This is a genomic window from Caballeronia sp. LZ043, assembly GCF_031451075.1.
GTDB lineage: Bacteria > Pseudomonadota > Gammaproteobacteria > Burkholderiales > Burkholderiaceae > Caballeronia.
The window spans coordinates 928,736-947,975 of record NZ_JARUXT010000004.1 but is presented as its reverse complement, the minus strand read 5'-3'; the positions used below and the strand labels follow the sequence as shown (position 1 = coordinate 947,975).

The window sequence follows — 19,240 nt, the reverse complement described above, 5'->3', positions numbered from 1 at the left end:
TGCGGGTCAAACCGCGCGCTGGGGTTGGGGGGGGGGGTTGGTGGGGTGTTGCCGCGGGGCGACTATCCAGGCATTGGCCCCCGCGCCGGTCAGCAAATTGATTAGCTATGCAACCACATCTTCAGTACCCGCGACTTCCGGCGTGCCATGACGCACGACCTTCGGCGATGCGGTGCTCGTCGGCAGGCAGCGGTCTTCCGCATCCTTCTGGCCTTGCAGGAGCGGGCAGCGTTCGAACAACTCGGCCGCCCAGTCGACGAACACGCGCACCTTCGGCGACAGATGCCGGTTATGCGGATACACGGCTGAAATCGGCATGGGCAGCGGATTCCATTGCGGCAGCACTTCGATGAGTTCACCTGCGCGCAGATGCGGCAGCGCCATGAAGCGCGGCACCTGGATGATGCCGACGCCCTTCAGGCCGCAGCTGAGATACGCCTCGGCATCGTTCACCGCGATCATGCCGCGCATCTTCACTTCGACGGTCTTATCGTCGACGACGAAGTCCATGTCCATCACGCGGCCCGTGCGACTCGAAAAATAATTGACGGCGGTGTGGTCCTGCAGATCGTCGATGGTCTCAGGAATGCCGTGCCGTTCGAGATACTGCGGCGCGGCCACGGTCACGCCCTGGAACACGCCAATACGCCGCGCCACCAGACTCGAATCCTGCAGCGTACCCACGCGGATCACGCAATCGACGCCTTCCTGAATCAGATCGACCGGCTTGTCGCCGAAACCCATCATCAGCTCGATGTCCGGGTAGCGCGTGTGGAAATCGCATAGCTGCGGCATCACGATGAGACGTCCTATCGCGCCCGGCATGTCCACGCGCAGCTTGCCATGCGGACCCTTGCCGTTGTTCGAGAAAGAACCTTCGGCTTCCTCGATGTCCGCGAGAATGCGCACGCAGCGCTCGTAGTACGCCGCGCCGTCGGGCGTGAGATTGAGCCTGCGCGTGGTGCGCTGGAGCAGGCGCACGTTGAGATGCGCTTCGAGGTTCTGGATGATCGTCGTGACCGAGGCGCGCGGCAGATTGAGCGTGTCCGCGGCGCGGGAAAAGCTGTTGGTGTCGACGACTCGAGTGAAGACCTGCATTGCTTGAAGCCGATCCATGTTCTCTCACCTTGAATGCTTTGCGCCGCCGGGAATTAAGCGGACGCCAAAGAAAGACCGGTCGAATAATCGCGAGGGATAACCACGATTGTTCGGGGCGACCGAATTGTGTTGCCGGATTATAGGCATTTATCCAGAAAGGCGCGGCCCCCAGAATTCGCAGCATCGCAACTTATGCGCGCAGGCCTTGCAGCACGGGCCCCGCACCACGAATAACCATGGCAACACTGTTGGAACTGGAGTCGAGCCCCCGGCTGTGCATCGAGGATGTGCGCATCACGGGTCACACGCAGCCCATCACGGTGCGCAGCTATCGCCCTGCATCGGATGGGAAGGTCGTGCCCATCGTGCTCTATTTTCACGGCGGCGGTTTTATCGGCGGAACGCTCGAAGACGCGGACATCGCCGCCGCGACCATTGCCCGCGATACGCCCGCATGGGTCGTGTCGGTCGGCTATTCGCTCGCACCCGCGTTCCCGTTTCCGGCCGCGCCCGAAGACGGCTATCGCGCGGCGCAATGGGCCGTGGCGCATGCACGCGGACAGCGTGCGGATCCGTTGCGCATCGGCATCGCGGGTCATGACGCGGGCGGCAATCTTGCCACGTGCGTGGCTGCCATCGCGCGTGATCGCGGCGATATCCACATGTCCGCGCAGGCCCTGCTGGCGCCGCTGCTCGATCCGAGCCTGACGCGCATGGCCGACGAACGCAAGGTGCTGTGCCCCGATTTCGAAGCCTGCGATTGCGCGCAGTGGTATCGCGCCTATCTGCCGAACCCGTCGCAACGTCTGCATCCGTACGCGGCGCCGCTCGAATCGCGGCGCCTGGGCGGACTGCCGCCCGCGATGATCGCGAGCGCCGAGCACGATCTGCTGCATATCGAGGCGGAAAAATACGCCGGCGAACTGATCGCCGCAGGCGTGCCGACTGAAGTCACGCGTCATGGCAAGACCTCGCACCACGCATTGGCCGCGCACCCGGATGCGCTTGCCGATGTCGTCGCGTTCTTCAGAAAGCGGCTGGCGCGCACCAAATAAGCGCGGGAAGCCGGTTCGCAACGTTCGCAACATCAACGCAAGAATCGGCACGCCAGCGCAGCACCACACAACAACAATCTCAACGCAACCGGAGCCTCTCACCATGTTCTTCACTCGCAAACGCATCTACGCCACGCTGGGCGCGGCAGTCATCATTGCCGGCGCGGGCGGCTATACCGCCCTGCACGGCCACGGCGACGCGGCCATGAACGAAGCCAAGGCGGCCGCACACAGCCCGACGGCCACCGAAGTGGACGTCGCCACCGTGATCGCGCGGACCATCACCGACTGGCAGAGCTACTCGGGCCGGCTGGAAGCGGTGGATCACGTCGATATTCGTCCGCTCGTGCCGGGCACCATCGTCGCCGTGCATTTCAAGGACGGCCAGCTCGTGAAGAAGGGTGATGCACTGTTCACCATCGATCCGCGCCCGTACGAAGCCGAAGTGGACCGCGCGCAGGCGCAGCTCGCGGCGGCCCAGGCGCGCAACGGCTACACGTCGACCGACGCCGCGCGCGCCGAACGGCTGCTCGCCGACAACGCCATCGCCAAGCGTGATTACGACGAGAAGCAGAACGCCGCCCGCGAGGCCGTCGCCAACCTGAAGGCCGCGCAGGCTGCGCTCGAAGCCGCGAAGATCAATCTCGCCTACACGCACATCACGGCGCCGGTGTCGGGCCGTGTGTCGCGCGCGGAACTGACGGTGGGCAACATCGTGTCGACGGGTGCGAACGCGCCGCTGTTGACCACGCTGGTGTCGGTCTCGCCGATCTACGCTTCCTTCGACGTCGACGAGCAAACCTATCTGCGCTATCTCGGCCGCGATGCGGGTTCGAAGGTGCCGGTGTCGCTGGGTCTCGCGAACGAGGATGGGTATTCGCGTGATGGCGTCGTCGATTCGGTCGACAACCGCCTCGATACCACCTCCGGCACGATCCGCGTGCGCGCGCGCTTCAACAACCCGGACGGCTCGCTGGTGCCGGGGCTCTATGCGCGCGTCAAGGTGGGCGGCGGCACGCCGCATCCGGCGGTGCTGGTCGAGGACGAGGCTATCGGCACGGACCAGGACAAGAAGTACGTGATGGTCGTCGACAAGGACAACCGCGTGCAGTACCGCGAAGTGACGCTCGGTCAGACGCATGAAGGCTTGCGCGTCATCAGCAAGGGCTTGCAGCCGGGCGAGCGCATCGTCGTGAACGGCTTGCAGCGTGTGCGTCCGAACGACGTGATCAAGGCCAACAACGTCGCGATGAACAACGACAGCGATGCCCCGGTCGTGAAGACGGCATCCGCGCAGTAATGCGCGTCATCCGCAACAGACAGAACTCGTCATGAATATTTCAAAATTTTTCATCGACCGCCCGATCTTTGCGGGCGTGCTCTCGGTGATCGTGTTGCTGGCGGGCGTGATCGCCATGTTCAAGCTGCCGATCTCCGAGTATCCGGAAGTCGTGCCGCCTTCGGTCGTCGTGCATGCGCAGTATCCCGGCGCGAACCCGAAGGTGATCGCCGAGACCGTGGCTTCGCCGCTGGAAGAGCAGATCAACGGCGTCGAGGACATGCTGTACATGCAGTCGCAGGCGAACAGCGACGGCAACCTCACGACCACGGTCACGTTCAAGCTCGGCACCGATCCCGACAAGAACACGCAGCTGGTGCAGAACCGCGTGAACCAGGCGCTGCCGCGTCTGCCGCAGGACGTGCAGCGGCTCGGCGTGACGACCATCAAGTCCTCGCCGACGCTCACGATGGTGGTCCATCTGAACTCGCCCAACGGCCGTTACGACATGACGTATCTGCGCAACTACGCGCTGATCAACGTGAAGGACCGGCTGGAGCGCATCGCGGGCGTGGGTGAAGTGCAGCTGTGGGGCTCGGGCGATTACTCGATGCGCGTGTGGCTCGATCCGCAGAAGGTCGCGCAGCGCGGTCTCACGGCCACTGACGTCGCGAACGCGATTCGCGAGCAGAACGTGCAGGTCGCGGCCGGCGTGATCGGCGGCTCGCCCACGCTGCCGAACGTGCCGCTGCAACTGAACGTGAATGCGCGCGGCCGCTTGCAGAACGAAGCCGAGTTCCGCGATATCGTGCTGAAGACTTCGCCGGACGGCGCCGTCACGCATCTCGGCGATGTCGCGCGTGTCGAGTTGGCAGCATCGGAATACGGTCTGCGCTCGTTGCTCGACAACAAGTCGGCGGTGGCCATCGCGATCAACCAGCAACCGGGCGCGAACTCGCTGCAGATCTCCGACGAAGTCCGCAAGACCATGAAGGAACTTCAGGCCGACATGCCCGCAGGCCTCGAATACCAGATCGTCTATGACCCGACGCAGTTCGTGCGTTCCAGCATCGAAGCGGTGATCCATACGCTCGCTGAAGCCATCGCGCTGGTCGTGCTCGTGGTGATCGTGTTCCTGCAAACCTGGCGCGCATCGATCATTCCGCTGCTCGCGGTGCCGGTGTCGATCGTCGGGACCTTCTCACTGCTGCTTGCGTTTGGCTTCTCGATCAACGCGTTGTCGCTGTTCGGGATGGTGCTGGCAATCGGTATCGTCGTCGACGATGCGATCGTGGTGGTCGAAAACGTCGAGCGGAACATCGAGGCGGGTCTGTCAGCACGAGAGGCCACCTATCAGGCGATGCGCGAGGTCAGCGGACCCATCATCGCGATTGCGCTGACGCTGGTCGCCGTGTTCGTGCCGCTCGCATTCATGTCCGGTCTCACGGGGCAGTTCTACAAGCAGTTCGCGATGACCATCGCCATCTCGACGGTGATCTCCGCGTTCAATTCGCTGACGCTCTCGCCTGCGCTCGCCGCGCTGCTGCTGAAGGGCCACGATGAACCGAAGGACTGGCTCACGCGCGCCATGGATCGCGTGTTCGGCGGCTTCTTCCGGGGCTTCAACAAGGTCTTCCATCGCGGTTCGGAAGCGTATGGCAAGGGTGTGAAGGGTGTGATCGGCCGCAAGTCGATCATGATGGTGGTGTATGCCGTGCTGCTCGCGGGCGCGGTGCTGATGGGCAAGGTCGTGCCGGGCGGTTTCGTGCCCGCGCAGGACAAGGAGTACCTCATCAGCTTCGCGCAACTGCCGAACGGCGCTTCGCTCGACCGCACTGAAGGCGTGATCCGCCAGATGTCGGCTATCGCGCTGAAGCAGCCGGGCGTGGAAAGCGCGGTGGAGTTCCCGGGTCTGTCGGTGAACGGCTTCACCAATTCGTCCAGCGCGGGCATCGTGTTCGTCACGCTGAAGCCTTTCAAGGACCGCGTGCATGACAAGGCGCTGTCGGCCAATGCCATCGCGGGTGCGCTGAACCAGAAGTACGCCGGCATCAAGGATTCGTTCATCGCCGTGTTCCCGCCGCCGCCGGTGCTGGGGCTGGGCACGCTGGGCGGCTTCAAGATGCAGCTGGAGGATCGCGGCGCGCTCGGCTATGCAGCGCTCGCCGATGCCACCCAGGCATTCATCAAGCGCGCTTCGCAGACGCCCGAACTCGGACCGACGTTCTCGAGCTATCAGATCAACGTGCCGCAACTGAATGTCGATCTGGACCGCGTGAAGGCGAAGCAGCTCGGCGTCTCGGTGACGGATGTGTTCGACACGATGCAGGTCTATCTCGGCTCGCTGTACGTGAACGACTTCAACCGCTTCGGCCGCGTGTATCAGGTGCGCGTGCAGGCGGATGCACCGTTCCGTGCGCATCCCGAGGACATCGGCTTGCTCAAGACGCGCAATGCGAATGGCGACATGGTGCCCTTGTCGTCGCTGGTGAAGGTGTCGCCGACCTACGGGCCGGAAATGGTCGTGCGCTACAACGGCTACACGGCGGCGGACATCAACGGCGGCCCGGCTCCGGGTTATTCGTCGGGACAGGCGCAGGCGGCGGCGGAACGCATTGCGGCGGAAGTGCTGCCGCGCGGGATCAAGTTCGAATGGACCGATCTCACGTATCAGCAGATCCTCGCGGGCAACGCAGCGCTGTGGGTGTTCCCGATCAGCGTGCTGCTGGTGTTCCTGGTGCTGGCCGCGCTGTATGAAAGCCTGACGCTGCCGCTCGCGGTGATCCTGATCGTGCCGATGAGCATTCTGTCCGCGCTGCTCGGCGTATGGCTCACGGATGGCGACAACAACATCTTCACGCAGATCGGCTTGATGGTGCTGGTGGGGCTGTCGGCGAAGAACGCGATCCTGATCGTGGAGTTCGCACGCGAACTGGAGATGCAGGGACGCTCCATCGTGCAGGCCGCGATCGAAGCGAGCCGGCTGCGTCTGCGCCCGATCCTGATGACGTCCATCGCGTTCATCATGGGTGTGGTGCCGCTCGTGCTGTCGTCGGGCGCGGGTTCGGAGATGCGTCACGCAATGGGTGTCGCGGTGTTCTTCGGCATGCTCGGCGTCACGTTGTTCGGTCTGATGCTGACGCCCGTGTTCTACGTGATCCTGCGCAAGCTGTCGCGCACCGAACACGTGACGGACAAGCATGGCTCGCATCCGCAGATGCGCGGTATCGGTGCTTCGCCTGAAGCGCAATGAGGTCGATGATGAACAAGTTGCATATGAAACGATGGTTGGGTGTGCCGGGCCTGATGGCGGCGCTGCTGGTGGTTGCGGGCTGCTCGCTCGCGCCCACTTACGAAAAGCCGGATGTCGGCGCGCCGTCCGCCTACAAGGAAACGCCGCAAAAGACGCTGGACGCATCGGAAGCAGGCACCTGGAAGACCGCGCAGCCCTCGGAAGAGATGCTCCGCGGCGAATGGTGGACGATCTTCGACGACGCTTCGCTCAACGATCTGGAAAAGCAGGCGCAGGACGCGAACCAGAACCTGAAGGCGGCGGCCGCGCGCGTGAAGGAAGCGCGCGCGATCAACCAGACGGCGCGCGCGGGGCTGTTCCCGACGCTCGACGCGGGCTTCGGCCCGACTCGCGAGAAGTTCTCGCCGGCATCGCAGTTCCTGCCGGCGAATGCCAATGTGCCCGCGCAGACCTTGTGGCGTGCGCAGGCGAGCGCGTCGTATGAAGTGGATCTGTTCGGCCGCGTGTCGAACTCGGTGCAGGCGGCCAACGCGGACACTGCGCAGAGCGAGGCGCTGTTCCGCTCGGTCCAGCTGGCGCTGCAAGCGGACGTCGCGCAGAACTACTTCAACCTGCGCGAGCTGGACGCTGAAACCGACGTCTTCACGCGCACCGTGCAGTTGCGCGAACAGGCGCTGAAGCTGGTGCAACGACGCTTCACCGAAGGCGACATCAGCGAGCTGGACGTTGCTCGCGCGAAGTCGGAGCTGGCGACTGCCCGGTCCGACGCGATGACCGTGCAGCGTCTGCGCGCGGCCTCCGAGCACAGCCTTGCGGTGCTGCTCGGCAAGACGCCCGCGGAGTTCTCGATGGCCGCGAATCCGCTCAAGCCGGTCACGATTCGTGTCCCGCCAGGGCTGCCTTCGGCGCTGCTCGAACGCCGTCCCGACATCGCCGCAGCGGAACGCGCGATGGCCGCAGCCAATGCGCGCATCGGCGTGGCGAAGGCGGCTTTCTTCCCGTCGCTGACGCTGACGGGCTCGGGCGGCTTCGAGTCGGCGACGCTCGGCGATCTCTTCAACTGGTCGAGCCGCACGTTCCTGCTCGGGCCGTTCGCGGGCACGGCGCTGAACCTGCCGATCTTCGATGGCGGCCGCCGCAAGGGCAATCTCGCGAATGCGCGGGCAGTGTATGAAGAGGATGTCGCGAGCTATCGGCAGCAGGTGCTCGTGGCCTTCCGCGAAGTGGAGGACAACCTGTCCGATCTGCGCATTCTCGAAGACCAGACCGCGACGCAGGACGATGCGGTGAAGTACTCGGTACGCGCCGCGCAGCTGTCGCGCACCCAGTACACCGAGGGCGCGGTGAACTATCTCGATGTCATCGACGCCGAACGCACGGTGCTGCAAACGCAGCGGTCATCGGTGCAGTTGCAGGGCTTGCAGGCGGTATCGACGGTGAATCTGATACGCGCACTGGGCGGCGGCTGGGGCGATGCGAAGCCCACGCCGGTGCCTGACGCGAGTCTCGCGCAGAAGTAACGCAGAAGTAACGTGAACATGGCCCTGCCTCGCGCAGGGCCATTTGCATGAGGGCCGACGGCTCATGCGCATTCACGGCTGATTGTTCGCTTCACGGAACATATGTCTTCACCTGCGGAGCGTTTATCCGCGAGGCTCCAGTCCATAAAATACGAACATGGGATAAGGAGCCGAAGATGAAAGACTTGATAGCAAAACAACTGTATCAGCCGGCGGTGGTGCTGCCACTGCTGCTGTTGATGCGCCTGATGGTCACGCTCGACTTCAACCTCGCGCAGGTCATGTTCGTCGTGATGCTCAAGGGTTCGCAACAGGCGTATCAGTTCGCGCTGCGCCATGCATTCACGCGCCGGCGCGATGTCGAAAGAGTGAAGCACGTTCCTTGCAGCAACTGCTGCTGAACCGGTTCGCGCTTCGACAAACACACTCGATCAATAACTTGCTTCAATAAACCTCAGGAACGTACAGCTCATCCGGCACGGGTTGCCGGAGATAGTCAGGATTGAACACGCGGTCGGGTAGCTCGATCGGCGAATGCTCCACATCGTGATACGGCACCTGGTTCAGCAGATGGTGGATGCAGTTCAGACGCGCACGCTTCTTGTCCACTGCATGCACAACCCACCACGGCGCCTCCGGAATGTGCGTGCGCGCCAGCATGACTTCCTTCGCCGCCGTGTACGCTTCCCAGCGGCGACGGCTTTCAAGGTCCATCGGGCTCAGCTTCCACTGCTTGAGCGGATCCTCGATACGCGCCTGGAAGCGCACTTCCTGTTCGTCATCGGTGATCGAGAACCAGTACTTGACGATCTGGATGCCGCTGCGCACCAGCATCTTCTCGAACTCGGGCACCGAGCGGAAGAATTCCTCATACTCCTCATCGGTACAGAAGTTCATCACGCGCTCGACGCCCGCGCGGTTGTACCAGCTGCGGTCGAACAGCACGATCTCGCCGGCTGCCGGCAAGTGCGACACATAGCGCTGGAAATACCACTGCGTGCGCTCGCGATTGTTCGGCGCGGGCAGGGCGGCGACGCGGCAGACCCGCGGATTGAGACGCTGCGTGATGCGCTTGATCGCGCCGCCCTTGCCGGCCGCATCGCGTCCTTCGAACAGCACGACCAAACGATGACCCGTATGCACGACCCAGTCCTGCAGCTTCACGAGCTCGCCTTGCAGACGGAACAGTTCGCGGAAATAGGTCTTGCGCAGCGCGCGCTCTTCATCCGAGAAGGTCGATTCACCGTCCAGAAAGCGGTCATCGATTTCCATCTCGAACTCTTCGTCGTAACTGTCGATGAGGTCCGCGTGGAAACGGCGCTGCTTGTCCGTCGTGTCGATGCTCATGGTGGGCTCCGTGATTGTGTGCTGGGCTGTCGTGGTGCATTGCGCCAGGCGGCGCGAGACGAAGACGCGGGTCCGCCGAGTATGACCGTCGCCAGTGGCAGGCATGTGACAACGGCGCTCCCGCCTGACTCGTCGAACAGGGAAATCATTGTGACAGGCGCGCGCCGCGCCGGTTAAGTGGCTTTATGACGCGGTCGCGCCGTCGTTGTGCGCGCCGTTAGAATAATTCCGCGCTTCAATGGCATGCCGATGGCATGTCCACTTTCTTCCAGCCAGACGAGAACACGATGACCCCAACGCCACGCGCCCTCCAGAGTTTCGACGACGTGCAGACCGCCCGTCTCGTGCCGTACAACCGTCTCGTGGACACACTCGCCGCGACGATGCTCGACTACGCGGCGGGGCGCATCGTGAGTCCGGAGCGCATGGTCGTGCCGATCGAGGGCGGCGTGATGCTGTCGATGCCCGCGAGCGCCGCCGATCTCGCGATGCACAAGCTCGTCAACGTGTGCGCGGGCAACGGCGCGCTCGGCCTGCCGACGATTCACGGTCAGGTCACCGCCTACGATGCCGCCACCGGCGTGCCGCAATTCATGCTGGACGGCCCGACGGTGACCGGGCGGCGCACGGCTGCGGTTTCGATGCTGGCGATCCGCGCGCTGCACGGCGCCGCGCCGCGCGAGGTGCTGGTAATCGGCACGGGCAGGCAGTCGGCGTTTCACGTCGAGGCGCTGGCGGCCGTGTATCCGGAGGCACGCATTCTCGTGCAGGGTTCGCGGGCGGAGCGTGCGCGCGCGTTCTGCGACGCGCATGCGGCGCCCGGCCGCCACCTCGCGCCGCTCGAGGCGGCGGAGATCCCCGCATCGGTCGATGTGGTGATCGCCGCGACCACCAGCAAGACGCCGGTGTACACGGCGCCTCCGCGCGCCGGACGGTTGGTGATCGGCGTGGGCGCCTTCACCGCCGATGCCGCCGAGATCGCTGCTGACATTGTGCATGGCAGCGCGCTTTACGTGGACGATCTGGCCGGCGCCCGCCACGAAGCCGGCGATTTCATCCTGGCAGGCGTCGAGTGGGGCGCGGTGCGGGCGCTTGCCGAGGCGCTGGCGGCTCCGGTTTCGGCGGACGCCGCCCCCCGGCCCGTCATGTTCAAGTCGGTTGGCTGCGCGGCCTGGGACCTGGCGGCATGCCGCGTCGCGCGGGTGATTTTGTCGGAGGAAAGCCCGGGCGGGGGCTAATTGAAGCTGCTTGGAACGGTCCTTGCTGTCATTTGGCTTGATGACGAGGCGCGCAACGGCGTGTCCCTGCAATTCAGCCAGCGAACACACTCATGAAGAGTCGATACGACAGCAAGTGGCACCCCTGGATCCCCGCCCACGAGGACGGCCATGAAAGCGGCGGCGCGGCAAGCGCAAGCCGCCCGCCGCGCCCCACGCCCAATGCCGCGCCGCCCGCGGCTTACTTCATCTCGGTACTGGAACTGGCGACCGGCGAAAAGCTCGGCAACGACGAGCGTCTGCGCGCCGTGGCCATGCTCGAATCGCAGTTCGGCGCGGGCCGCCCGCGCACGCTGAAGGAGGCGGTGCGCATCTGCGCCGCGGCCATCGATTCGTCGACACTCCAGCGTATGGCGCGCGGCGCGAAGGCCTGACAGGAAGTTCTGACAAGCGCCTGTCGGCGAAGCGCGTTTTTTCATACGTGTGTAAAACGCGCGTGCTCCGGGCGCGAACGGACGGCTGAATGGACCGGTCGTTCGCCGGACCTCACTTGACCGTCTGGATCACTTCGAAGCCTTCGAACTCCGGATGTCCGAGGTAAAGCTGGCGCGTTTCCCCGCCCGCATTGCGGTGCGCGGCGCGGAACGCGTCGGAACGCGTCCAGTCGTCGAAGGACTCTCGGTTTGCCCAGATGGTGTGGCTCGAATAGAGCACATGGTCGTCCTTCGTGGGTCCCTTCAGCAGATGAAACTCCACGAAGCCCGGCACGTCCTTGAGATAGGTGTCGCGGCTGGTCCAGAGGCGTTCGAAATCGGCTTCGGCGCCGGGTACGATCTTGAAGCGGTTCATGGCGATATACATGTCGATGCAGTTCCTTTGTGGCAAGCGCGGTCAGACAACAAAAAATACTAGTCGCGTCCAAGTTCGACGATGGCATTGAACCCGCCGAAAAACATCCGTTGCGCATCGAAGGGCGGCTCGCCGGTTTCCATCATGGCCTTGAGGCGCGGGTCTTCCATCACCTTCGCATTGACGCGGTCGCGTTCCTCGCGCGACGCATAGACGATATACGAGAACACCACGGTCTCGCCTTCCTTCATCTGCACGCTCTGCGGGAAGGAGGTGAGCTTGCCGGGCTTCACGTCATCAGCGACAGCTTCCACGAACTGCAGCGCGCCGTGCTCCATCCAGATCTTGCCGGCCGCTTCGGCCATGGCCCGGTAGGCTTCGATCTTGTCGGACGGCACGGGTACGACGAATCCATCCACGTAATGCGCCATGTGTATCTCCTGAGCGGTTTGATAGCGGGCTCGCGCAATCGCTGCGCTGCATGCTTGGAGCGTCCTGCACGCGCTGAAGTTCAGGCCGGCGGGGGCAGGCTCACCGTCCAGTCCTGTGCGCTTCGACTGCGGGTCAGGACGGTGATGGAGCACGGCGCGAAGTTCATCGCATAGACGGAGGTCAGCGGCTTGCGCTGCGCATGCGCGACGGCCACCTTTACGACGATGCCATGCGTCACCACGATACAGCGCTCGCCGCGCATCTCGCGTTCGATCCGGTCGAGACCTTCGACCACGCGCACAGCCAGCATCCCGATGCTTTCGCCACCGTGCGGACGCGCCCGCGGATCGGTTAGCCATGCCCTGAGTTGCGCGGCTTCGCCATCGGCGAGTTCGCGGATGGAACGTCCGCGCCAACTGCCATAGTCGATGTCGTCGAAGGCGGCATCGATGTCGACATCAGGCGCGATGCACGCCGCCATCTCGCGCGCCGCGCGGGCCGGGCTGGAGATCACGCGCGCGGTGTCATCGGCGGGCAAGGGCGCGTGCGGGGTGTCATCGGCGGGTTCGTCGCCGACAGGAAAGCGGCCGGTTTTCATCGCGCGCGTGGCGGGGTGGCAGAGGAGAACGAGTTCCAAGGCAATCGGCGGTTCTGAGGTTATCGTTTTACTTTGCGGGCAATCGTCATAGAATGGCAAGCCTGCAGTGCGAGGAAGCCGGTGCAAACCCGGCACGGTCGCGCCACTGTAAGCGGTCCGTCAGCGCCATGAGGCGCGCCGCGAGTCAGACCCCGCTGCATGCTCTTCGTCAATCGGGACGCGCCTATCCCTGGAGAAACACCATGAATGCTTCCAACGCGCCGGGCTTTGCCGCACCGGTTTCCCCTTCCTTCGACGCACCCGTGCCGCTGCCGGTGCGCGAAGTCCTGCCCTGGGCCGTGTTCATCGGCCTGATCCTGCTGATCGCGATTTATTTCGTCGGCGCCGAACAAGGCGCGACGTCGATCTTCTCGGGCATGTACATCCACGAATTCGTTCACGACGGCCGGCATCTGCTCGGCTTTCCCTGCCACTGAGGGCGCAGCATGATTCGCACCCTGCTGATACGCGGCATGCTCGCGGGACTGGTCGCGGGCCTCATCGGCTTCGGCTTCGCGCGTGGCTTCGGCGAACCTTCGGTGGCGCAGGCCATCGCCTTCGAAGAGCAGCATGAGCATGCGGAGGCCGCGCCCGCACACGAGCACGGTCATGAAGCCGCCAATGCCTCCGCGAACGCGGACCAGAGCCACGATCACGGCGATGAAGAACTCGTCTCACGCGGCACCCAGGCGGGCCTCGGCTTGTTGACGGGCGTCGTCGTGTTCGGCACCGCGCTGGGCGGGATCTTCTCGCTCGTCTTCGCGTTTGCGTATGGCCGGCTCGGCGCGTTGCACGCGCGGGGCACGTCGGCGCTGCTGGCCTTGTTCGGCTTCGTGAGCGTGGCCATCGTGCCGTTCCTCAAGTACCCGCCCAATCCGCCTGCCGTGGGCAATGCCGCGACGATCGGACCGCGCACCGCGCTGTTCTTCACCATGGTGGCGATTTCGATTGCGGCCATGGTGTGGGCCGTGCGCTGGCAGCGGCGTCTGACGGCACGGCAAGGCGCGTGGAACGCAACGCTCGTCGCCGCGCTCGCTTACGTGGTCGTGATCGTGATTGCGCAGGTCGCGCTGCCGCACGTCGATGAAGTGCCCGAAGGCTTCTCGGCGTCCTTGCTGTGGAACTTCCGCGTGACCGCCATCGGTATTCAAGCGCTGATCTGGACGACGCTCGGGCTTTTGTTCGGTGCGCTGGCCGCGCGTGAACTCGAACGGCCGCCAGTGCGGAGAATGGCTGCGGCCTGAATCGTCAAATCGCCTGTACTGACATGACGAAGCCCGCGTTCCGTGAGGAGCGCGGGCTTTTTTGCTTAACGACGTTGTGCCGCGCGGCGGGCCAGCAGTTCATCGAAGAGCGCGCGCTTCGCGTCATCATCGAGCGAACGGAAGGTCTTGATCTCCTGGCGGCTTCTGAAACAGCCGAGGCACAGGCCGGTATCGGCGTCGAGCTTGCAGACGTTCGTACAGGGCGAGCCGACCGGTTCCTGCGTCATGGCGCGCTCGATGGTGAAGGCCAGGTCCAGCGGTGCTTGAGTGTCTTGCGTCATGAGAGCGAGGCGCCGCGAAACAGCGCGGCAGTTGCGGCCGGGTTCGACGGCCAGTAAGCGTGCATGTAGGTGGCCGTCACCGGTCCATGCCGATAGAGGGCTTCACCCTCGGCGCCCGTGGTCGCGTGTGCGGCCTTGAGCACGGGTTGCAGCGGGGTGTCGAGCGTCGAGTAGTGGAACGTGTGGCCCGTCATCGCGCCGTGCGCGGTGTCGATGCGCTGCATCGCGAGGCGCGACAGCTTGCGCTGCATGAAGGCCGCGCCGGGCAGGATGCCGAGCATTGCGTGCTGCGCGCCGTCGAGGACCGTGAGCGACTCGACGAGATACAGCATGCCGCCGCATTCCGCGACGACCGGCTTCGCTTGTTCGACATGCGCATCGATCGATGCACGCGTGCGCCGGTTGCCGGCCAGCGTGGCCGCGTGCAGTTCCGGATAGCCGCCGGGAAGGTAGAGCGCATCGGCAGCGGCGGGCACGGGTTCGTCGGCGAGCGGAGAGAAGCGCTCGATGCGCGCGCCCATCGCGGTCAGCAGATCCAGATTCGCCGGATAGATGAACGAGAACGCGGCGTCGTGCGCGACGGCGATGCGCACGCCTTCGAGAAGGCGCGGCGGCTCGGGCAGGGTCGCGTCGTCGAACTGCACGGGCGGCGGCAGGTCGCACAGCGAGGTCTGTGCGATGGCGTCGGCGGCGCGGTCGAGGCGTGCATCGAGGTCCGCGACTTCAGCGGGCTGCGTCAGACCGAGGTGCCGTTCGGGCAGCGCGATATCGTCGGCATTGGACAGATGCCCGCAGTAAAGCAGCCCTGCGGGAATGGTCTCGGACAACATCTGCGCATGGCGCGGCGACGCCACGCGATTGGCGAGCACGCCGTGGAACGGCACATCCTCGCGATAGCGCGCGAGTCCGAATGCGATGGCGCCGAAGGTCTGCGCCATGCCGTGTGCGCCGATCACCGCGAGCACCGGTACCTTGAATGCGGCGGCGAGGTCGGCGCTGCTCGGCGTGCCGTCGAACAGGCCCATCACGCCTTCGATCAGGATCAGATCGGCCTCGCGCGCCGCCTGGGCGAGCAGCGCGCGGCATGCGTCGAGGCCCACCATCGACAGATGCAATGAATACACGGGCGCGCCGCACGCGCGTTCGAGGATCATCGGATCGAGAAAGTCCGGGCCGGTCTTGAAGACGCGCACCTTCAGTCCGCGACGCGCGTGGTGGCGCGCCAGCGCGGCAGTGACCGTGGTCTTGCCCTGATGCGATGCACTCGCGCTGATGAAGAGGGCGGGACAGAGCGGCATCGCGTTCAGAACTCCACGCCGCGTTGCGCCTTCACGCCCTGCTCACGATACGGATGCTTGACGATCCGCATCTCGGTGACGAGATCGGCCAGTTCAACGAGGGCATCCGGTGCATGGCGTCCCGTCACGACGACATGCAGCATCGCGGGACGCGCCTTCAGCACGTCGAGCACTTCATCGAGCGGCAGGTACTCGTACTTCAGCACGGTGTTCAGTTCGTCGAGCACCACCATCTGGTAGTCACCGCTCTCGATCATCCGGCGCGCCTCGTTCCAGCCGCGCCGCGCGGTGGCGATGTCGGCCTCGCGGTCCTGCGTGTTCCAGGTGTAGCCGTCGCCCATCGTGACGAAATCGCAGTTGGCGATGGCGCCGAGGAAATCGCGCTCCGACGTATGCAGCGCGCCCTTGATGAACTGCACGACGCCGAGTTTCATGCCATGTCCGAGCACGCGTACCGCCATGCCGAACGCAGCGGTGGTCTTGCCCTTGCCGTTGCCGGTGTTCACGATCAGCAGGCCTTTCTCGTGATCCGCAGCGGCCTGCTTTTTCTCGTGGCCTTCCTTGCGCCGCTGGGTCATGCGCAGATGCGCTTCGGTATCTTTCTGCATGGGATGAGTGACGTTCCCGATCGGTCCGCTGCTCGTGGGCTCAGCGCGGAAACCCAAGCCGGACAGAGGCCTGAGGGTTGATGTAGTTGGAATGCGCCGCGAAGTCACACGAACGTTGCAGAACGTCGTGCTTGTCTCGGTGCTTGTTTGAGCCTTATAAGCACCGACTTCGCGGATAGCATGGAAGCCATCGCGAAGCGCGGGACGCAGAGCGGCACAGTTTACACCGCGCCGGTCAGGTTGAAGAGGGCTTGCAAGCTTGTCCATGGCGCAGGCAAGACGTTCGGCTTTGAGCGATGGAGTTCAGGGCAGCCTGGGCATGACCGGCGGTTTAACGACTACCGGTGGCGTGAAGCCGCCCCGATTTGCCTCCAGCATGAGCCGCTGCACAGCCGCCGCCAGCTCGGAGATGTAGCCTTCGAGCGCCGCTTTCAACCGAGCCGATTCGACCCGATCCGGCGGCGTATGAGCATCGATGCTCACACCGTGGCTGAGGTCGAGCTCTGCAATGATCTGGTAAGTACGTGCCCAGCAGTCATGCGGGCCTGCGGACAAGATCGAATCGATACACACCACCGCCTCCTGTGCGAGCCGAATCGTAGTCTGGATGCGTTGCATCTCCGCAATCGTGTCCTGCGTCTGCGCAGCCCTCGCTGCAAACTCGGGCTGCGGAATTGCGCCTGCTGCCGGCCCGCCCGGCCCGCCCGGCCCGCCCGGCAGGCCGAGTTGCGCATGCCGCCGCATGTCAAAGCTGTATTCCGGCGCTGCTGCGGCTATTCCGTCGAACCCCGCTGACGCCGTGCCCAGGACGCCTGCGACCATCACGTGCGCCTTCATCGACCTCATAAGAACCTCCTTCCAGTAAGCGGGAGAAGCCACGCTACGGGGACGGCATTAGCGCCGAATGAGGCTGGCGCGAGCAAACCCTGCGCTGGCGAGCGAGACATGGCGCTGGTGAAGTGCTCATACCGGGCTAATTCATGGCGGTCATCATTCGTTGCGCAACAACGAAACGGCCTCACGAGGAATCACGAAACATGGCTCATCGCCCTTCGCTTGCTGCATCCGTGAACCATTCAGGGAGAGATCCATGGACAGCCTGCTTGTCGTGATCGTCGTCGGTGTGGCTTCGCTCGTGTTCTACGGCGTGCTGCTCGGCTGGATCTGGTCGTTGCGGCCGCCGCGGGAAAGCGATGTCGATCCTTCCATGAAGGATCAGCGGTGACTGTTATTGGAGCAAGTCGATGGATGCGTTTTACCTTTATCTGGAACTCGTGGCACTGACCATACTGATCTGGCTTTGTTACGACAAACTGAAGCCCGTGGTCGCCAAGCCGCTGGTGCGCAAGGGAGCCATGGCGGCCGGGGTCGATCCTGTCATCAAGCGCCGCTTCCGAATGCTCCGCGCGCCGCTGCGATCGCGACGGTTACGCCGGAATCGATCGTCTTCGGCACGATGAGCGTGGCCGAGTTGCCCGCCAGCAGCGCACAGGGCTCGCAGACGCCATCCACGTTCAGATGTTTGCGCGCGTGATGCGAGCGCGCCGTGTGCGGCGCCTGCGCGATCTCCGCGCCGCTGAAGAAGCGCAACGGCAGATGGTGGCGTGTGCAGAAGGCGAGCAGACCGGCTTCGGCACGCTTGGTGTCGATGGTGGCCATAACGGCGATATCGCCGAATGCATGCGGGCCGAGTGCGGCTTGCACCGCGCGTTCGATTGCATCCGCGCTCGTGCCTCGCCTGCAGCCGATGCCTACGGCGAGCTTCGAAGGGAGCGGCGGGGCGCGATCAATGGCGGGGTTCATCGCGAGGCGGGTAGGTTGTTGAGGGGTGAGCGGGGATTTTAACGTGGCTCAGCCGGACGCTTTTGTTCGGGCTTTCGACCGCGCCAAAGGGGAACTAGTCGTCCTTCTTTTGATTGTTCTGTGCAGAACGCCGGCTCCTCAAGGCGAGAACGGCAAGCAGAACCATCACCATGCCAACCCAGCATGCAAGCAACAAGCCTGACACGTACAGGATTTGAGAATCTTTCCGAACGCCATTAAACGTGGTCGATGCCAGGTGCACGCAATGCGCAAGAAACCACGCAATGGGAAACGCGCCAGCACTACAGGCAAGGCCCAGTGATGGCTTGTGCAGCAAGCGGCGAGCAGCCAGAAGACTGCCTGTCATCACGAGCGCGGCCATGAGCCAGAAGAACGCGAGCTTGAACAGCAGGCTTCCGTCGATGATGCTTTCGATTCCGACTGGCCGGTCGCTCATGGCTTCGAACGTGGCGCGCACGCCGTCGGCCATCCAGTCAGGTATGGCGCCGGCCCGAAGGTTCGCGAAGCGAGTCATGGCGAGGGCGGCGAGGAGCGAGGCGAGGAGCGCCGAAGCGACGAGGCAAAGCTTGCGGACTGCTTTTCGGATCATCGAACCGTCACCATCCCATACGACTTGAGGGTGGAACCAGGAACGGACATTGAGGGCGGCGATCTACGAATGAAACGTTGCAACAGCTCGAACTCGGCGGGATTGACGAGCGTGATACACCCCTCGCTTCTTTCATCGGCTCCCACAGCGTGCAATCGGAAGTTGCTGCGTTTTACGCCTTTGATGTTGGTCTCATCGCCCGACCGTGGATTCCAGAGCATGAACCATTTGCTTCGATCCGTTGACCCGGGCTGCGGCGAGAAAACATCACGGAGTTGACCCAACCGGCCACCTGATTGACGGTCAACGAGGTAATACGTTCCAGGCGGATGGGTCCGATGCCTTTTGACGCAACCTCGGCCGGATTGTCAAGACCTCGCTCGTTGCCTGAAAACGCTTCGACGGTTCCATATCCCGAGCAAACTAGCGTGGATGTGGAGCGATTGTTCAGGATGAAAGTACATGTGACGGGCATCTCGATCCATTCTTTGCGGGCGCAAGCCTCAAAAAATGATGTGACCGGTGAACTTAGCGCACCAACGTCCTTAAATGTGTGCTTTTGTGTGACTGGATCAAGGTCCTGAGATAAATCCGATGCTCCCGCGCAGTCGATAAGAACGTAACGATGACCGGCGAGTGATATAGCGAATGAGCAGGGCCGCCGCCGACCCACGCACTTCGAACGTGA

Annotated in this window: 21 protein-coding genes, 1 pseudogene and 1 riboswitch; of the genes and pseudogenes, 10 read left to right on the top strand and 12 right to left on the bottom strand. The window is 63.9% G+C overall.

All coding sequences use genetic code 11. The features are described 5' to 3' along the window. Positions 1–105 precede the first annotated feature (105 nt). Complete coding sequence (locus QCE64_RS31870; protein WP_404986001.1) at positions 106–1,116, bottom strand: LysR family transcriptional regulator; 1,011 nt, start codon at positions 1,114–1,116, stop codon at positions 106–108. Positions 1,117–1,334: 218 nt separating this feature from the next. On the opposite strand from QCE64_RS31870, the gene QCE64_RS31865 reads away from it, so the two are divergent. The 5 genes from QCE64_RS31865 (at position 1,335) to QCE64_RS31845 (ending at position 8,606) form a co-directional block, all read left to right on the top strand. Then, on the top strand, positions 1,335–2,153 hold the full coding sequence (locus QCE64_RS31865) for an alpha/beta hydrolase (RefSeq protein ID WP_310008156.1): 819 nt from the start codon (positions 1,335–1,337) through the stop codon (positions 2,151–2,153). 103 nt (positions 2,154–2,256) lie between these two features. Continuing rightward, positions 2,257–3,453, top strand: coding sequence for an efflux RND transporter periplasmic adaptor subunit (locus QCE64_RS31860; protein ID WP_309820483.1), 1,197 nt, complete (start codon positions 2,257–2,259; stop codon positions 3,451–3,453). A gap of 31 nt (positions 3,454–3,484) precedes the next feature. Further along, entirely contained in the window at positions 3,485–6,685 is a 3,201-nt protein-coding gene (locus tag QCE64_RS31855) for an efflux RND transporter permease subunit (protein ID WP_309926572.1), read from the top strand. Then, entirely contained in the window at positions 6,682–8,205 is a 1,524-nt protein-coding gene (locus tag QCE64_RS31850; protein WP_404987674.1) for an efflux transporter outer membrane subunit, read from the top strand. The genes QCE64_RS31855 and QCE64_RS31850 overlap by 4 nt, the downstream gene beginning before the upstream one ends. 176 nt (positions 8,206–8,381) lie before the next feature. Then, positions 8,382–8,606: a hypothetical protein gene (locus QCE64_RS31845; RefSeq protein WP_309926568.1), complete on the top strand. Its 225-nt coding sequence runs from the start codon at positions 8,382–8,384 to the stop codon at positions 8,604–8,606. A 43-nt stretch (positions 8,607–8,649) separates the two neighbouring features. Here the strand turns inward: QCE64_RS31845 and ppk2 are convergent, their stop codons facing one another. Then, positions 8,650–9,552 (bottom strand): polyphosphate kinase 2, encoded by a 903-nt coding sequence (ppk2, locus tag QCE64_RS31840; RefSeq protein ID WP_309926565.1) that lies wholly within the window; start codon positions 9,550–9,552, stop codon positions 8,650–8,652. Positions 9,553–9,839: 287 nt separating this feature from the next. On the opposite strand from ppk2, the gene lhpI reads away from it, so the two are divergent. Continuing rightward, on the top strand, positions 9,840–10,790 hold the full coding sequence (gene lhpI, locus QCE64_RS31835; protein WP_310008152.1) for a bifunctional Delta(1)-pyrroline-2-carboxylate/Delta(1)-piperideine-2-carboxylate reductase: 951 nt from the start codon (positions 9,840–9,842) through the stop codon (positions 10,788–10,790). Between the two features lie 92 nt (positions 10,791–10,882). Continuing rightward, the gene (locus QCE64_RS31830) at positions 10,883–11,203 is read left to right on the top strand and encodes a hypothetical protein (protein WP_309926561.1); all 321 of its coding nucleotides are present in this window, start codon (positions 10,883–10,885) and stop codon (positions 11,201–11,203) included. Between the two features lie 112 nt (positions 11,204–11,315). Here the strand turns inward: QCE64_RS31830 and QCE64_RS31825 are convergent, their stop codons facing one another. The 3 genes from QCE64_RS31825 to QCE64_RS31815 form a co-directional block, all read right to left on the bottom strand. Continuing rightward, complete coding sequence (locus QCE64_RS31825; protein WP_309820471.1) at positions 11,316–11,630, bottom strand: antibiotic biosynthesis monooxygenase; 315 nt, start codon at positions 11,628–11,630, stop codon at positions 11,316–11,318. A gap of 47 nt (positions 11,631–11,677) precedes the next feature. Further along, positions 11,678–12,049: a DUF1428 domain-containing protein gene (locus QCE64_RS31820; RefSeq protein WP_309934935.1), complete on the bottom strand. Its 372-nt coding sequence runs from the start codon at positions 12,047–12,049 to the stop codon at positions 11,678–11,680. An 80-nt stretch (positions 12,050–12,129) separates the two neighbouring features. Then, complete coding sequence (locus QCE64_RS31815) at positions 12,130–12,687, bottom strand: histidine phosphatase family protein (protein ID WP_310008149.1); 558 nt, start codon at positions 12,685–12,687, stop codon at positions 12,130–12,132. A gap of 48 nt (positions 12,688–12,735) precedes the next feature. Then, a riboswitch (cobalamin riboswitch) is annotated at positions 12,736–12,862 on the top strand. Positions 12,863–12,890: 28 nt separating this feature from the next. Here QCE64_RS31815 and QCE64_RS31810 point away from each other — a divergent pair. Both QCE64_RS31810 and QCE64_RS31805 read left to right on the top strand, forming a co-directional pair. After that, the gene (locus QCE64_RS31810) at positions 12,891–13,124 is read left to right on the top strand and encodes a CbtB-domain containing protein (RefSeq protein WP_309820468.1); all 234 of its coding nucleotides are present in this window, start codon (positions 12,891–12,893) and stop codon (positions 13,122–13,124) included. A 9-nt stretch (positions 13,125–13,133) separates the two neighbouring features. Next, entirely contained in the window at positions 13,134–13,931 is a 798-nt protein-coding gene (locus tag QCE64_RS31805) for a CbtA family protein (protein WP_310008147.1), read from the top strand. 65 nt (positions 13,932–13,996) lie between these two features. On the opposite strand, the gene QCE64_RS31800 is transcribed toward QCE64_RS31805, so the two are convergent. The 4 genes from QCE64_RS31800 to QCE64_RS31785 form a co-directional block, all read right to left on the bottom strand. Then, on the bottom strand, positions 13,997–14,233 hold the full coding sequence (locus QCE64_RS31800; protein ID WP_309926548.1) for a DUF1289 domain-containing protein: 237 nt from the start codon (positions 14,231–14,233) through the stop codon (positions 13,997–13,999). Further along, on the bottom strand, positions 14,230–15,531 hold the full coding sequence (locus QCE64_RS31795; RefSeq protein ID WP_310008145.1) for a cobyrinate a,c-diamide synthase: 1,302 nt from the start codon (positions 15,529–15,531) through the stop codon (positions 14,230–14,232). The genes QCE64_RS31800 and QCE64_RS31795 overlap by 4 nt, the downstream gene beginning before the upstream one ends. 5 nt (positions 15,532–15,536) lie before the next feature. Beyond that, on the bottom strand, positions 15,537–16,139 hold the full coding sequence (gene cobO, locus QCE64_RS31790) for a cob(I)yrinic acid a,c-diamide adenosyltransferase (RefSeq protein ID WP_310008143.1): 603 nt from the start codon (positions 16,137–16,139) through the stop codon (positions 15,537–15,539). A 303-nt stretch (positions 16,140–16,442) separates the two neighbouring features. Beyond that, positions 16,443–16,985 carry a hypothetical protein gene (locus tag QCE64_RS31785; protein ID WP_310008141.1) on the bottom strand — a complete coding sequence of 181 codons (543 nt, stop codon included), beginning with the start codon at positions 16,983–16,985 and terminating at the stop codon, positions 16,443–16,445. A gap of 244 nt (positions 16,986–17,229) precedes the next feature. Here QCE64_RS31785 and QCE64_RS31780 point away from each other — a divergent pair, with 244 nt between their 5' ends. Then, the gene (locus tag QCE64_RS31780; RefSeq protein WP_309934929.1) at positions 17,230–17,364 is read left to right on the top strand and encodes a hypothetical protein; all 135 of its coding nucleotides are present in this window, start codon (positions 17,230–17,232) and stop codon (positions 17,362–17,364) included. Positions 17,365–17,519: 155 nt separating this feature from the next. On the opposite strand, the gene QCE64_RS31775 is transcribed toward QCE64_RS31780, so the two are convergent. From QCE64_RS31775 to QCE64_RS31765, 3 genes and pseudogenes are all read right to left on the bottom strand, one after another. Continuing rightward, the gene (locus QCE64_RS31775) at positions 17,520–17,942 is read right to left on the bottom strand and encodes a cobalamin biosynthesis protein (protein ID WP_310008139.1); all 423 of its coding nucleotides are present in this window, start codon (positions 17,940–17,942) and stop codon (positions 17,520–17,522) included. Between the two features lie 94 nt (positions 17,943–18,036). Further along, the gene (locus QCE64_RS31770; protein WP_310008137.1) at positions 18,037–18,552 is read right to left on the bottom strand and encodes a hypothetical protein; all 516 of its coding nucleotides are present in this window, start codon (positions 18,550–18,552) and stop codon (positions 18,037–18,039) included. Next, positions 18,549–18,845: pseudogene (locus tag QCE64_RS31765) on the bottom strand (tlde1 domain-containing protein); the annotation flags it as partial. The pseudogene QCE64_RS31765 and the gene QCE64_RS31770, both read right to left, overlap by 4 nt. Between the last annotated feature and the right edge of the window lie 395 nt (positions 18,846–19,240).

Coding starts and splice junctions, on each gene's coding strand:
- QCE64_RS31870 (WP_404986001.1), bottom strand. CDS start 1,116: ATGGATCGGCTTCAAGCAATGCAGGTCTTCACTCGAGTCGTCGACACC.
- QCE64_RS31785 (WP_310008141.1), bottom strand. CDS start 16,985: ATGAGGTCGATGAAGGCGCACGTGATGGTCGCAGGCGTCCTGGGCACG.
- QCE64_RS31795 (WP_310008145.1), bottom strand. CDS start 15,531: ATGCCGCTCTGTCCCGCCCTCTTCATCAGCGCGAGTGCATCGCATCAG.
- QCE64_RS31770 (WP_310008137.1), bottom strand. CDS start 18,552: ATGATCCGAAAAGCAGTCCGCAAGCTTTGCCTCGTCGCTTCGGCGCTC.
- cobO (WP_310008143.1), bottom strand. CDS start 16,139: ATGCAGAAAGATACCGAAGCGCATCTGCGCATGACCCAGCGGCGCAAG.
- QCE64_RS31855 (WP_309926572.1), top strand. CDS start 3,485: ATGAATATTTCAAAATTTTTCATCGACCGCCCGATCTTTGCGGGCGTG.
- QCE64_RS31845 (WP_309926568.1), top strand. CDS start 8,382: ATGAAAGACTTGATAGCAAAACAACTGTATCAGCCGGCGGTGGTGCTG.
- QCE64_RS31830 (WP_309926561.1), top strand. CDS start 10,883: ATGAAGAGTCGATACGACAGCAAGTGGCACCCCTGGATCCCCGCCCAC.
- QCE64_RS31780 (WP_309934929.1), top strand. CDS start 17,230: ATGGACAGCCTGCTTGTCGTGATCGTCGTCGGTGTGGCTTCGCTCGTG.
- QCE64_RS31825 (WP_309820471.1), bottom strand. CDS start 11,630: ATGTATATCGCCATGAACCGCTTCAAGATCGTACCCGGCGCCGAAGCC.
- QCE64_RS31800 (WP_309926548.1), bottom strand. CDS start 14,233: ATGACGCAAGACACTCAAGCACCGCTGGACCTGGCCTTCACCATCGAG.
- QCE64_RS31775 (WP_310008139.1), bottom strand. CDS start 17,942: ATGAACCCCGCCATTGATCGCGCCCCGCCGCTCCCTTCGAAGCTCGCC.
- QCE64_RS31865 (WP_310008156.1), top strand. CDS start 1,335: ATGGCAACACTGTTGGAACTGGAGTCGAGCCCCCGGCTGTGCATCGAG.
- QCE64_RS31850 (WP_404987674.1), top strand. CDS start 6,682: ATGAGGTCGATGATGAACAAGTTGCATATGAAACGATGGTTGGGTGTG.
- ppk2 (WP_309926565.1), bottom strand. CDS start 9,552: ATGAGCATCGACACGACGGACAAGCAGCGCCGTTTCCACGCGGACCTC.
- QCE64_RS31820 (WP_309934935.1), bottom strand. CDS start 12,049: ATGGCGCATTACGTGGATGGATTCGTCGTACCCGTGCCGTCCGACAAG.
- lhpI (WP_310008152.1), top strand. CDS start 9,840: ATGACCCCAACGCCACGCGCCCTCCAGAGTTTCGACGACGTGCAGACC.
- QCE64_RS31805 (WP_310008147.1), top strand. CDS start 13,134: ATGATTCGCACCCTGCTGATACGCGGCATGCTCGCGGGACTGGTCGCG.
- QCE64_RS31810 (WP_309820468.1), top strand. CDS start 12,891: ATGAATGCTTCCAACGCGCCGGGCTTTGCCGCACCGGTTTCCCCTTCC.
- QCE64_RS31860 (WP_309820483.1), top strand. CDS start 2,257: ATGTTCTTCACTCGCAAACGCATCTACGCCACGCTGGGCGCGGCAGTC.